At 42.5% G+C, this 13,037-nt stretch carries 10 protein-coding genes and 3 tRNA genes; 12 read left to right on the top strand and 1 reads right to left on the bottom strand.

All coding sequences use genetic code 11. The annotated features are described in order from the left end of the window. The first annotated feature begins 111 nt into the window (after positions 1-111). The 3 genes from VFDL14_RS05085 to VFDL14_RS05095 all read left to right on the top strand — a co-directional run bounded on the left by VFDL14_RS05085 (position 112) and on the right by VFDL14_RS05095 (position 593). Positions 112-185, top strand: a tRNA-Cys gene (locus VFDL14_RS05085). A gap of 191 nt (positions 186-376) precedes the next feature. Then, positions 377-463: transfer RNA gene (locus tag VFDL14_RS05090), tRNA-Leu, on the top strand. Positions 464-519: 56 nt separating this feature from the next. After that, a tRNA-Cys gene (locus VFDL14_RS05095) sits at positions 520-593 on the top strand. Positions 594-1,361: 768 nt separating this feature from the next. On the opposite strand, the gene VFDL14_RS24775 is transcribed toward VFDL14_RS05095, so the two are convergent. Continuing rightward, complete coding sequence (locus tag VFDL14_RS24775; RefSeq protein WP_167332350.1) at positions 1,362-1,502, bottom strand: hypothetical protein; 141 nt, start codon at positions 1,500-1,502, stop codon at positions 1,362-1,364. 30 nt (positions 1,503-1,532) lie between these two features. Here VFDL14_RS24775 and VFDL14_RS24770 point away from each other — a divergent pair, with 30 nt between their 5' ends. The 9 genes from VFDL14_RS24770 (at position 1,533) to VFDL14_RS05130 (ending at position 12,603) form a co-directional block, all read left to right on the top strand. After that, entirely contained in the window at positions 1,533-2,030 is a 498-nt protein-coding gene (locus VFDL14_RS24770; RefSeq protein WP_167332349.1) for a hypothetical protein, read from the top strand. After that, positions 2,030-3,649 (top strand): hypothetical protein, encoded by a 1,620-nt coding sequence (locus VFDL14_RS24860; RefSeq protein ID WP_200870300.1) that lies wholly within the window; start codon positions 2,030-2,032, stop codon positions 3,647-3,649. Before VFDL14_RS24770 ends, VFDL14_RS24860 begins: the two co-directional genes overlap by 1 nt. Then, a complete protein-coding gene (locus tag VFDL14_RS05105; RefSeq protein WP_152549272.1) occupies positions 3,582-4,253 on the top strand; it encodes a hypothetical protein in 672 nt (223 codons plus the stop codon). The genes VFDL14_RS24860 and VFDL14_RS05105 overlap by 68 nt, the downstream gene beginning before the upstream one ends. Positions 4,254-4,763: 510 nt before the next feature. Beyond that, the gene (locus VFDL14_RS05110) at positions 4,764-6,629 is read left to right on the top strand and encodes a methyl-accepting chemotaxis protein (RefSeq protein ID WP_032552634.1); all 1,866 of its coding nucleotides are present in this window, start codon (positions 4,764-4,766) and stop codon (positions 6,627-6,629) included. Between the two features lie 216 nt (positions 6,630-6,845). Then, complete coding sequence (locus VFDL14_RS05115; protein WP_032552633.1) at positions 6,846-8,276, top strand: PLP-dependent aminotransferase family protein; 1,431 nt, start codon at positions 6,846-6,848, stop codon at positions 8,274-8,276. A gap of 142 nt (positions 8,277-8,418) precedes the next feature. Beyond that, positions 8,419-10,005 carry a cytochrome ubiquinol oxidase subunit I gene (locus tag VFDL14_RS05120; protein WP_032552632.1) on the top strand — a complete coding sequence of 529 codons (1,587 nt, stop codon included), beginning with the start codon at positions 8,419-8,421 and terminating at the stop codon, positions 10,003-10,005. Positions 10,006-10,017: 12 nt separating this feature from the next. Further along, positions 10,018-11,154, top strand: a complete 1,137-nt coding sequence (gene cydB, locus VFDL14_RS05125) for a cytochrome d ubiquinol oxidase subunit II (RefSeq protein WP_032552631.1) — start codon at positions 10,018-10,020, stop codon at positions 11,152-11,154. Positions 11,155-11,162: 8 nt separating this feature from the next. Beyond that, positions 11,163-11,264: a cytochrome bd-I oxidase subunit CydX gene (gene cydX / locus VFDL14_RS24110; RefSeq protein WP_032552630.1), complete on the top strand. Its 102-nt coding sequence runs from the start codon at positions 11,163-11,165 to the stop codon at positions 11,262-11,264. A 553-nt stretch (positions 11,265-11,817) separates the two neighbouring features. Beyond that, positions 11,818-12,603, top strand: coding sequence for a thioredoxin domain-containing protein (locus VFDL14_RS05130; protein WP_032552629.1), 786 nt, complete (start codon positions 11,818-11,820; stop codon positions 12,601-12,603). The last annotated feature ends 434 nt before the right edge of the window (positions 12,604-13,037 follow it).

Below are 13,037 nucleotides of genomic sequence, written 5' to 3'. Positions count from 1 at the left end.
ATGTCAGCAAACAGAATTTAAATGCACATTTTTATTTGACTATCCTTTCTCAATCCGTAAAGTAAGCACCCGAACACAGCGGGACAACATCCTAACGTGTTGAAATAAAAAGGCGCCTTGGCAGAGTGGCTATGCAGCGGATTGCAAATCCGTGGACCTCGGTTCGACTCCGGGAGGCGCCTCCATTCAAACTTTAAGTTTGAATACTATGCGCACTAGCTCAGTTGGTAGAACGCAACCTTAACAAGGTTAATGTCTCGCCTAAATCTTAAAGACAGAGAATCTCGTGTGTTGCTATAAATTTTGTAATGTTGATTAGCATCGACATTAAGATGGTGTTTACGAATCGTAACGGCATCGCAATAAAGAATTGCGTGCCCTGGTGGTGGAATTGGTAGACACAAGGGATTTAAAATCCCTCGGCGTTCGCGCTGTGCCGGTTCAAGTCCGGCCCGGGGCACCATCTATTTCTCTTCTAAAGAGACACGTAGTTACCTTAGACTACGACAATCAATTTAAGGCGCCTTGGCAGAGTGGCTATGCAGCGGATTGCAAATCCGTGGACCTCGGTTCGACTCCGGGAGGCGCCTCCATTATCCCAAAAGCCCCAGCATTTATGCTGGGGCTTTTTTGGTATGTTTTTCTTGAATTTGGTATACACGACAATAGCTCAGGAAAAATTCAACTCTGTTAAAGCAATTTACACCTTACATGAAGGCAGAATTACTTGTATGGGCTTATTGTGCTTCCAATCCATTTCTTTAGGTTGCTTTAGTTGGATAAGTAGTAGTTGAATTATCACGACTCAAATAATGCCCTTCAGACTAGTTTATTCTGATAGGTAATCAGTCACAATATATAGGCTCTATGGCAAAAAGTTGTCTAATCAACATAATATAAATTACGGTGTACGGACAAATTGTTAATGTGTGATTGAATTTAGAAATTTTGTTTTAGGAAAGTGTATTTGGTTAATGAGTCATGATTTAATTTTCCTTCACTGCTATTGATGATTTTGTTAATTCAACAGAATTGGTTTAGATAAATAGAAAACAAACTAAGGGTTAAAGTTCTTACTCTATTGTTGATTTTGAGTCAATCAGTTAATATAATTTGAAGCCTTTTAATATACTATGGTTATATAAATGAATTCAGAGCTAAGATGTAGTCTTATTCTTTTATGCAGCCTAATTTCTGCATGTTCATCTAGCATCGACTCTGATCATCAAAGTTTGGAAGTTAGCAAGAACGAATCAAAGACTTCAACAGACATTAAAACTCCTAGTATTGCGGCGACCCCGAAGCAACCTGATAACGACCAGACAACAGAAACTACAATAGAACACTTGTCCGTACCAGACTCAAAGGGGGGGGGGGGGGGGGGGGGGGGGGGGGGGGGGGGGGGGGGGGGGGGGGGGGGGGGGGGGGGGGGGGGGGGGGGGGGGGGGGGGGGGGGGGGGGGGGGGGGGCCACAATTTTTTGCCCCAGAGAAATATCAGCACCCATTACAATACTCACAAAAACTAAGTTTCATGATTGGGGAAGACGAACACGGTTATTACCTGTATGGAGAAGGCCCTATTGTACAAGGCGCTTACAATAAATTTCTTAGATATGTCGAACACTTTGAGAAGAAGGGGCTCACACTCAACCGTTTAATGCTTCATAGTCCGGGGGGAGTCTTAGATGAAGGCGTTCTTATCGGATTGTATCTGCATGAGAATAACTGGGATACTGATGCTGACAAATATATGCGTTGCTATTCTACTTGCGGATTTATATATGCAGCTGGAACTCAAAAGCGAATACAAAATGGGGCTGAGATTGGTTTCCATCGACCATATATACCAAGTAAGCCGGATACACCAGAGTTCATAGAAGCCGTGTATAAGGAATATCTCGACTATTGGAAAGTAGTTGATGGTGATATGGATTTGTACAACATGTTTATGGCTGAATATGGTCGTGATGACATGTTGATCCTTAAAACTCAAAACATACGTAGATACTTTTCCGTAGAGATGTATTAATGAATATAGAAACTTCAAAACTCCCTGAACACTTGGGATTAACCTTGATGCTTTATGTCATGGGCGGCATGATCATAATTTTCAATGTAAAAGGGTACGATGTTCTTTTTGCTGCTGACCCTTTAATCCCATTTATACCGATTTCTCCATTTGGCATTCTATTAGGCTGTGCAGAAATAGCTGTGCTAATTTGGACATCAGCAGTTATCAAAGAGTGGAGTGTATCTAGTCGAGTTCTTAAAGTTTCGATGTTCGTTCTTGTCCCATCATTTTGGTTTCTATGCTATGCGGGTGTAAATAGTTACCTGGACTCGTTAGCTACAGAAGAAATTCGCAAAGTTGAAGAAGCGAAGACACTGACTTCTAACAGTGAAGAATATTTGACTACGTTACTAACGAATATTGAAAAGTTTGAACGCCAGTTGACAGAGATTAGAACTGAACAGGTTTCAATAAATAATCAGATATCTCTTAAAAATATACAGATCCAAGAGCTTAATGATCAAGCTAGTGATCGAAGATTAAAGGCCTTAGATTGTTCTGCTGTCGCTGACTGTGCATCCTCTGTAAAGGCTTTTGAAGACCAGGCTGCACGCATTGCAAGTGATGTATCGAACTTAAATACTACTCGAGATAGTAATCAACAACGATTAACTCGTATTCAAGATAATTTGGATAAGACTCAAGCTGCAATCGATGAACGTAAGTTAGAAAATACACAGAGTAAGAATCAATTTGCAGGCACTGAGTCGGGATTTATTTTAAAGAAAGCTGCTTATGAAAAAGCTGTTGTGTCGGTATTTGCTCTGTTTAATGTTGAGGTACAAAGACCTTTTGATTTATTTATGATGCTTGTATCTGGGTTGATATACCCTGTGTATTTCTTGCTCAACTTGTTTTTGTCGCTTAACTCGGAAGAGAACAGAATTGCGAGAGAAAAACGTTTGGAGAGTAAAAAAGTCAGGCACACATTGCTTCAGAATATTGCGCGCTCTTTGAGAGCTAGAACTCTTAGAAAGAAAAAAGCGACGTTAGATAGTCTCGCCGATAGTATGAAACTGCGACGTAAAAGGAAATCTCGTCGTGAAGTTACTTACCGAAAAATGATTCGTTACATGAGAGTTTGGGTCCATCGTCGGAATAAAACTCGAGAAGTTGAAGTAGAAAAAATCAGAGAGATTCCTACAGAAGTGGAAGTAGAGAAGATCATCGAGGTTGAAGTTCCAGTCGAAGTCGAAGTTGAGAAGATAGTTGAGATTGAGAAGGTTGTTGAGAAAGAAGTTGAAGTAGAAAAGATTGTAGAGGTCGAAAAAATTGTCGAAAAAGAAGTTGCGGTAGAGGTCGACAAAATTGTCGAAGTACCAACGGAAGTTCCAGTATATGTAGATAAGATTAAACCTGTTCCTGAACCAATGTTCATTAAAGACCCTCAGGTAATCATCCATGAACGAATTATCCCAGTACCAGCAGATATTACAGGTAAAGAGCTAGAGGAATTAATTAATGCGCAGCCTCGACTTAACACAACTATACCAGATTCGGATGCGGCAAATGATTTCGCAACTGAATCAGAACAGTCAGAACACGACTCAGACCGAAACACAAAACAACCTGCATAATGAACCCCAAATAGAGCCAACGTCTACTCCATTGGGTAGTGCAGAAGAAAATGCAAAAAATACGGTTGCTAGTCATCCTGATAACTCAGAGCTAACAGCTGTAAAACAGGCAATATTCATCGAAGAGGAACGTTCAAAGCTCAATAAGCAAAAGAATCGCAATTCGCACATTGAATTACAGATCGCGAATGAGCAACGAAAAGCGGCAGAGGCTAATCGTCGAGCCGCTGAAGCCAATGCAAAGGCTCTCTCTAAAGAGGCAAGTGCAAGGAAAGAGAGTTCAGATGGTGTTTGGAATAGTAGATTAGACAGAGTGCTAAGATGGTTAAAGTTGGCTTTTTTGCTTGTGTTATTATTTGCTACCACAATTGCCGCAGCTTTGGGGCTTTACTATTTGTATCGAATGGTAACGGAAGAGCCTATTATTAAAACGGTTACAGAAACAGTAACTGAGACTATTGAAAAAGAAATTATTCCTGAAGAGTGTACTCAAGTACGTAGGAACGGTAAGGTTTACGTTAGTTGTGATGGTGTCACGGTACAAGGTGCTCCAACCATCGCTGAAAGTGGCCTGGATGAAATTCCCGAACTTATCTCGGAATAGCGTAGGTTTGGATGTGCGGTTAAAGTTTTGTACAGGATTTATGTGTTTGTATTTACTATGATTAGTGTTGGCTGGATACCAATAGATACGAGTTGATGCAGATAGTTCGTACTCTCTCATAGTTAGAGCCAAGCTCTGCAAATCAGTGGACCTCGGTTCGACTCCGGGAGGCGCCTCCATTATTCAATCAAACCAGTCCTAGTGACTGGTTTTTTTGTATCTGAATTTTGGCTCTTGTTTTAAACACTTCTATTGTCAGTTTTCGAATAGCGGTATTTAATTATCTATATCTCATTAAAGTATCTTTATTTCATCAGCACACCTTCGTAGCGGGTTCCATACTACTTTGGTATTGCACAAGTCACATATTGACAAATCATACCCAACTTGTTTCATTATTGAGTCGAAACTCTCATAAAATCAGTTGCATAGGTGAGACTATAAAACACTAACTCATGTTCTAAGTTTTATAAGAGGCTCTAAATTATGCAATTTAGTCTAAAGAGGAAAATGGTTTCCTCTGTGGTTTTGGCGATTGCGGTGACATCTGCCATTTTACTTTTTATTGGCTACAAAACGTTTCAAACCAATAGCTGGCAAGCGATAGAGAGTGAAAGCCGAAATACGCTCCATGCTCACGCCAAAGGCATTAGTGATTGGTTTCACGACAAGAAACAAGCAGTAAACGGATTACAACAACAAATCTCATTGAACCCAGATCTGGATGTGGTACCCCACTTGCGCCAAACCTTGGTGTCAGGTGGATTCGGCCTCAGTTATTTTGGAAACAAAGATGGGGAAATGTTCCGTCATGATCCTTCTTTGAATAAACCCGGTTATGACCCACGTGTTCGCGGTTGGTACAAAGAGACGTTGGCGGCGAACAGAGCAATTACCACCAAACCTTACGTGAGTGTCACCATGCAAACCTTGGTGGTTACGCTGACGGATCCTGTGTTTGAAAATGGTCAAATCGTTGGGGTAGCAGCGTCTAACCTCGCTTTAGATAAGTTGATTCAAGACGTATTGGCGATTCCAGTACCGGGTGATGGTCGCGCTATTTTGATCGACACTCAAGGCACAGTGGTTGCGCACAGTAACAAAGATTTCATTCTCAAGAAGATCACCGATATTGCGCCCGAGCTAAATGTTGCGAGCTTAAACTCAGCAGCTGCGAATTTAACGACGCTTTACGCGGACGTAGACGGCGTAGATAAAGTGATTATGGCGGAACCAATCAAGAATACCGATTGGATGCTTGTGATAGAAATGAACAAAGAGGTCTTGGAACAACCGCTATTTACCATGTTAATCAACCAAGTTACGACAGGTTTGATTGTACTTATCGTAATGGCTATCGCGACCTCATGGTTTGTTGCTCGCCAACTTGTCGAGTTAGGTCGAGTAGGTGAAGCGCTGGCGGATATCGCAGAGGGCGAGGGAGATTTAACACGTAGGCTGACAGTATCTAGCCATGATGAAGTGGGGCAATTGGCTGATAAGTTCAATACCTTCATTGATCGTCTCCACGAGATGATGAAAAACGTGAGTAACGTGTCCTCAGCAATGACCCATGGTGCAGAACATGCCAACCAAAGCGCGATGAAGCGAAGTGAGAGCGTTGGCAAGCAGCAAGATGAAATCACCATGGTTGCTACGGCAGTAACTGAAATGGCGACAGCAACGTCAGAGATTGCATCTAACGCAGATAATACCGCTAAGAGCGCGACCCATTCAGTTGAGTTGAGCGAGCAAGGCTTCCAGCAAATGGAGAAAAGCCAAGCCTCAATCAATGAGTTGGCTAATGAGTTAACTGGTGCTGTATCCATCATCAGTGAGCTTGAAGAGCACGGTCAGCAAATCGCGACGATTCTGGCAACGATTCGAGAGATAGCCGAGCAGACCAACCTGCTAGCATTGAATGCGGCTATCGAGGCTGCGCGTGCGGGTGAGCAGGGCCGAGGCTTTGCCGTTGTTGCTGATGAGGTGCGCGTATTGTCGCAAAGAACACACGCATCGACTGAAGAGATTGAAGACAAGATCAAACGACTTCAACAAGCAACTAATGGTGCGGTTAAAGTGATGAACCAGAGCCATGATATGGCGCGCACCAGTGTGAATGACGTTAACTTAGCGGGTGAGAGCTTAGAGCAGATCCGTGAAGCAATTCAGGTGATCAGCGATATGGCGACCCAAATTGCCTCTGCTGCGGAGGAGCAGTCGCTAGTGACAGCTGAAATTAATACTAATACTGAATCGGTGCGTGAGGTGAGTGATGTGATGGCCGTAGACGCTTCCGATGCTGTTGTTCAAGCTGATCAGCTTAACCAATTAGCTAACGACCTTAAGCAAGAGTTGAGTCGCTTCAAGCTATAACGGTCAACGGATCTTAGTAACACAATCAATCAAGCACAGGCTATCGAGTCTGTGCTTTTACTTTTTTAGCCCATACTGCAACTCGCAGTTAAAACTACACTCCAGCAACTATCAGCAAAAAGTATACGCATAAAACGCTAAGCGTCTGTATTTCTTGCTATCTGCTTCTCTTGCAGTAACCTTATTGCCAATCGTTAGGTCTTTTGAAAGAAGCGCATGAAAAAGTCTCAGGTATTAGCAGAGAAACTGAAAAATCAAATTGAGCACAATATCTGGTTGAGCGGTGAGAAGCTACCATCGATCAGAAATGCATGTAAGCGCTATAAACTGAGTATTGAGACGGTTCTCCAAGCATACCAACAGCTTGAAGCTGCCGGCTATATCTATGCTAAACCAAAGTCAGGCTATTTTGTATTACCTCGTCGAAACGTACTGACGGGGAATGAGAGCAACTCAAAAGCCATCACGCCTTACTCAGTGCGGATCAGTGACCTGCTTTATGACGTGCTTCAAAAGGCCAAAGACCCAAGCATTATCCCACTCAGTTCTGCTTTCCCAGATCCGTCTTTGTTTCCTCACCAAGCCCTGTCGCGAAGCCTCGCGAGTGCCAGTCGTCAAATGCCAGACAATAGCATGCTGACCAACTTGCCTCCCGGTAATCAAACCCTAAGAAGACAAATTGCGCAGCGTTATCAGGTGAATGGACTCAATGTTCTACCGGATGATATCGTCATCACTTCTGGGGCAATGGAAGCGTTGAGTTTGTGTTTGCAGTCTTGCACTGAACCAGGTGATCTTGTCGCCATAGAATACCCCGCCTTTTATGGCGTACTTCAAACCATAGAGCGATTAAACCTCACGGCGGTAGAGATCCCAACAGACCCAGAGACTGGGATCGATCTTGATGTGCTCTCCTCAGTATTCTCATCCATGGACATCAAAGCGTGTTGGTTTATGACTGCGGCTCAAAATCCAGTAGGGTACTCAATGAGCAGCGAAAACAAGCAGCGCCTTGCTCAGCTGGTGAATCATCATAATGTGCCCATGATCGAAGACGATGTGTATCGAGAGTTATTCGTGGGTAGCGATTCGAGTCTGCCAGCGAAAGCTTATGATAAGAAAGAGAATATTTTGTTGTGCGGATCGTTCTCCAAGTCACTCTCGCCCGGCTTTCGTATTGGCTGGGTTGTTGCTGGCCAACAAGCGCTCAAAATCCAACGTCTACAGCATCTAGCGACATTATCGAGCAGTATCCCAATTCAATTAGCACTATCCCATTATCTGACGTATTACAGCTACGACAATCACCTTAAGAAGCTGCGAAAGGTACTCCATGAGCGCAAGCAGAATCACATCAGTTTGCTTACCGACTGTTTGCCCTCAGATACGGTTATTCATCAAACGCAAGGCGGTTACTTTATTTGGATTGAGCTACCGAAGAATGTTTGCGTTGAAGCACTTTACGATAAAGCGCTCGAGCACAATATTTCTGTTGCTCCCGGAATCATCTTTAGCGGTGATAAACGTTTTAATCACCATATCCGACTCAATAGCTCTTATGCTTGCGACGACAAGATAACGCAGGCGATCAAAACCTTAGGAGAGTTAGTTAGCGAGTTAAGTAACGACAAGCGAGAGTCAGTCTGAACTCTGCACCTTGTCTGTTACGAATTTTCCAATCTGTTCTATTTTTTAGTCGCTTATCTGTTCTAGTTTGGTTCGAGAGAACTGTGCTGAAATACGCTCCAACTTATGTATGAAAGTCATCATTATGATGTTTGGAGCTTTAATGTTTGATGTTGTTGAATTATCGCGCTTGCAGTTTGCGTTGACGGCAATGTTCCATTTCCTTTTCGTCCCTCTAACCATTGGTATGTCGTGCTTGTTGGCCATTATGGAGTCTATCTATGTGCTAACAGGCAAAAAAATCTACCAAGACATGACTCGCTTCTGGGGCAAACTTTTCGGAATCAACTTTGCGTTAGGAGTGACAACTGGCCTGACTATGGAGTTCCAGTTCGGCACTAATTGGTCTTACTATTCTCATTATGTCGGCGACATCTTTGGCGCGCCTCTTGCCATTGAAGCGCTGGTGGCGTTTTTCTTAGAGTCGACGTTTGTCGGGCTATTCTTCTTTGGCTGGGAGCGCTTGTCTGCACGCCAACACCTAGTGGTCACATGGTTCGTGGCTCTGGGTTCGAGTTTCTCGGCGTTATGGATCTTGGTCGCCAATGGTTGGATGCAAAACCCGATTGGGTCGGAGTTTAACTATCAAACCATGCGAATGGAGATGACCAGTTTCGCTGAAGTCGTACTCAACCCTGTTGCACAAGTGAAGTTTCTACATACCGTGTCATCAGCTTATACCTGCGGTGCAATGTTCATTCTCGGCGTGAGTGCGTATTACTTGCTGAAAGGGCGAGACGTTGAGTTCGCCAAGCGCTCATTCGCTGTTGCGTCTTGTTTTGGCATGGCATCAATTATTTCGGTTCTGGTACTCGGAGATGAGTCAGGCTACGAACTGGGCGATGTTCAGAAGGTGAAACTGGCCGCCATTGAAGCTGAATGGCACACAGAGCCAGCGCCTGCCGCATTTACTCTTTTTGGCTTACCTAACCAAGAGAAAGGTGAAACCGATTATGCGGTGAAAATCCCTTATCTGATGGGAATCATCGCCACGCGCTCACTGGATGAACAAGTAACAGGGCTCCATGATCTTCGAGAGCAACATATTGATCGTATCCGCTACGGCATGATTGCTTATGATTTGCTGGAACGCTTGCGTGCTGGTGATAACTCAAATGCTACAACAGAAGCGTTTGATGAAGTTAAGCATGATCTCGGCTATGGCTTAATGCTTAAGCGTTACACCGATACTGTCACTGACGCGACCGAACATCAAATCCAAATGGCGGCAGACGACTCCATTCCAACCGTTTGGCCACTGTTTTGGTCATTCCGCATCATGGTTGGCTGCGGTGTGGTCATGCTGATTGTCTTCGTTGCTGCTTTCCTTCAAACCTACCGTAAAAAATTCACAGCGAAACCTTGGGTTCTTAAAGCGGCCTTGTGGTCGATTCCTCTGCCTTGGATTGCCATTGAAGCCGGTTGGTTCGTTGCTGAGTATGGTCGTCAGCCTTGGGCGGTAGGGGAAGTGCTGCCAGTTAGCATGGCGGCTTCGCATCAAACCGCTGAGGATGTCATTCTCACCTTAGCATTGATTATGGCGCTCTATACAGTCTTCATTATTGTTGAAAGTTACTTGATGGTGAAAGTCGCGCGCAAAGGCCCAAGCAGTTTAAAGACAGGTCGCTATCACTATGAGCAAGGTGATCACTCAGTCGCAGCCAAATTGGCACTGCAAGCACAACAATAAAGTGGAGTCGTTATGTTTGAATATGAAACGTTAAAAATGATCTGGTGGGTGCTGATCGGTGTGTTGTTGATTGGTTTTATGGTCACCGATGGGTTCGATATGGGTGTTGGTGCTTTATTACCTATTATTGGTAAAACCGACACAGAGCGGCGCGTGATGATTAACTCCATTGCACCGCATTGGGACGGGAATCAAGTGTGGCTGATCACGGCGGGTGGTGCGCTGTTTGCGGCATGGCCTCTAGTTTACTCGACAGTATTTTCGAGCCTATACATCGCTATGTACTTAGTTTTGATTGGTTTGTGGCTACGTCCGCTTGCACTTGAATATCGCGCCAAAGTAGAAAGCCAACAATGGAGAGGTGTGTGTGACTACGCGATTGCTTTTGCTGGTGTATTCCCACCACTGTTGTTTGGTGTTGCTTTCGGTAACCTATTACAAGGGATATCCTTCTCATTAAACAGCTTACTAATGGTGACTTATCACGGAAGCTTTTTGGACTTGATTAACCCGTTTAGTTTACTGAGTGGCATTGTGGCCGTGACAATGTCACTACTGCAGGGGAGCACTTGGCTATTGCTGAAGACTAAGCACACTATTTATGGTAAAGCGCGAACTGTCGGCCAGATGAGTGCGTGGGCAGTATTCATCTTGATGGTGATTGGTGGGTTGGTGCTTGATGACCTTATGGGCTATCAAGTGGTTGGTTTGCTTGATCATAATGGTGAATCAAACCCTCTAAACAAAACGGTAATTGCAGGTGCTGGGTTATGGTTAAGTAACTTCGAGACGTACACATGGATGTGGTTTGCACCTATTGGCAGTGTCGCGTTTCCTGTTGTGACGTTCTTCTGTATCAGGCTATCGAAAGACCTGATGGCATTTGTCAGCTCTAGCTTAACCAGTGCCTCTATTGTATTAACGGCCGGTTTCACTATGTTTCCGTTTGTTGTGCCATCGAGCTTCAATACCAATCACAGCCTGACGTTATGGGATGCGACTTCAAGCGAACTGACACTCAATATCATGACGGGCGTTGCCTTTGTTATGGTTCCAATCATTCTTGGTTACACGGCATTTAGTTATCGCACCATGCGCGGTAGGCTCGATAACCAATATGTTGAACGAAACAGTCATTCACTCTATTAGGAGGCACTATGTGGTACTTTGTTTGGATTTTGGGTCTGATGTTAGCGTCAGCATTCACCGTTTTAAATCTGGTTGGGTTAGAGAAGCAGATCGAAAACAAGAGTGAGTGATTCGCTTGAGCTGAATTTACATTAGATATGTATGCCGGCTCCATTGTTTTTAAGTATTAAACGACACACCGAGCTTTGATCACGGGATAATGACTCTATATGGGGGCCGATCAGACAGCATATTTTCTGATTTTCCCCTATCGGTTTGTAAAACAAAGTGTTGTATCAAAAAAAGCATTTTTTGTAACAATGAATCTTATTTGGAAAAATATTACCTTAAATACATGTTCTTATCTCACATTGATTTAAATGAAAATAATGTGACTATTTATCGTAACCACAGTGTTAGCCGAATTGACTTATATAAGGCCTTTTACAATACTTTTTATCATTGTGAAAGATATTGCTGTTTGTTCGTCAGTGTTCATAGTTATTTAAATGATTGATATCTGGACTGTATGCAACTCTATAGTTTGTTGTTATTAATGATAATTAAAGTATTTACTATTTATGGAACGGGCTTATTCTCTCCACTGCATCTCAGCAAATCTTTTAACTAATGAAATAAAAGCATGAATTTAATATTCATGCTTGTTCATAGTGAGGATGTGATATGTTTATACAAGCTGTAAGAATCGTCATACCTTTAGTATTTCTTCAGCTCTTAACTGGGTGTCAGTCGGACGAAGAAGATAAGCTAAAATCAGAAATTGAATTATTAAAGAAGGAGATTCAACAACTAACAGAAGAAGTAGGTAAGATAGAAGATGAAGTAAAAGAAATGAAAAATTTGGCATTTAACCCTCCTAAGAAAGAACCACCATCTTTGCCAAACCAACCAAACTTTACCGAAGGTGGTACGCTTCCATTTCTTGGAAGTAAAGATGCACAGATTGCAATTGTTGAATTCTCTGATTTCCAATGTCCTTATTGCAAACGATTCAAGGAAACTGCTTTTTTACAGCTCAAAGAAAATTATATTGATAACGGAAAGGTTCAATACATAGCGAGAGATTTCCCGTTGAGTTTTCATTCTAAGGCTAAGGGTGCAGCGATTGCAGCGATGTGCAGTTTACAACAGAATGCCTATTGGCCGATGCGTGACATGCTGTTTGAAAACATGAAAAACTTGGGCAACGAGTTCTATCAACAAGCTGCATCAGATTTGTCTTTGAATATCGATGATTTTAATAAGTGCTTGATAGATAAGTCTATTGAAAGCAAAGTTGAGCGAGATCTGACGTTGGGAAGATCTTTAGGTATTCGCGGTACACCAAGTTTCTTAATTGGTCGCATTGAAAATGATCAACTTATAGAACCACAAATAGTGGTAGGTGCACAAAGGTATGAGGTTTTTGAGTCAATATTTGATCAGTTAGCGAATGACGACAAAAAATAATAACGTTTTCATGATTTTATAAGGCAACTTATGTGAGTTGCCTTTTATTATATCTAAGACTTCCGAGTTTCTAACCTTAGGATTTTCTTTAGCTAGGATCTGAGAACTAGGTTTATGGTTATAAAGTTGAAATGAGACCATGCACATATATTTTTCTCCATAGAACAATGATAACTGGCTCTTTATTAATTAAAATTGTTGTTTTTCATTCACTTGTATCATGTCTATACTAAAGTGACAGTTTTTTATTCAACTGTGTTTATATTATAACGGGAGCTTTACTTTGTAATTTAAATTGATATTTATATTCATGTTTTAAATGATATTGAGTGATCTCACTGTGAAAATGAATTATTTTTGGTTGAAATTTAACCTCTGCGTTTGTAGGATGTTATTTTTAAAAATCAACTTGGGTTGAAAATATAAGGGAGGGG

Origin of the sequence: Vibrio fortis (assembly GCF_000695685.1) — a bacterium.
Lineage (GTDB): Bacteria > Pseudomonadota > Gammaproteobacteria > Enterobacterales > Vibrionaceae > Vibrio > Vibrio fortis_A.
Note: the sequence above shows the minus strand (reverse complement) of the source record. Positions and strands in the feature narration are given on the sequence as shown.

Excerpts from the sequence above, each read along its gene's own strand:
- VFDL14_RS24770 (WP_167332349.1), top strand. The coding sequence starts at position 1,533 with ATGATTGGGGAAGACGAACACGGTTATTACCTGTATGGAGAAGGCCCT.
- VFDL14_RS24860 (WP_200870300.1), top strand. The coding sequence starts at position 2,030 with ATGAATATAGAAACTTCAAAACTCCCTGAACACTTGGGATTAACCTTG.
- VFDL14_RS05105 (WP_152549272.1), top strand. The coding sequence starts at position 3,582 with ATGATTTCGCAACTGAATCAGAACAGTCAGAACACGACTCAGACCGAA.
- VFDL14_RS05110 (WP_032552634.1), top strand. The coding sequence starts at position 4,764 with ATGGTTTCCTCTGTGGTTTTGGCGATTGCGGTGACATCTGCCATTTTA.
- VFDL14_RS05115 (WP_032552633.1), top strand. The coding sequence starts at position 6,846 with ATGAAAAAGTCTCAGGTATTAGCAGAGAAACTGAAAAATCAAATTGAG.
- VFDL14_RS05120 (WP_032552632.1), top strand. The coding sequence starts at position 8,419 with ATGTTTGATGTTGTTGAATTATCGCGCTTGCAGTTTGCGTTGACGGCA.
- cydB (WP_032552631.1), top strand. The coding sequence starts at position 10,018 with ATGTTTGAATATGAAACGTTAAAAATGATCTGGTGGGTGCTGATCGGT.
- cydX (WP_032552630.1), top strand. The coding sequence starts at position 11,163 with ATGTGGTACTTTGTTTGGATTTTGGGTCTGATGTTAGCGTCAGCATTC.
- VFDL14_RS05130 (WP_032552629.1), top strand. The coding sequence starts at position 11,818 with ATGTTTATACAAGCTGTAAGAATCGTCATACCTTTAGTATTTCTTCAG.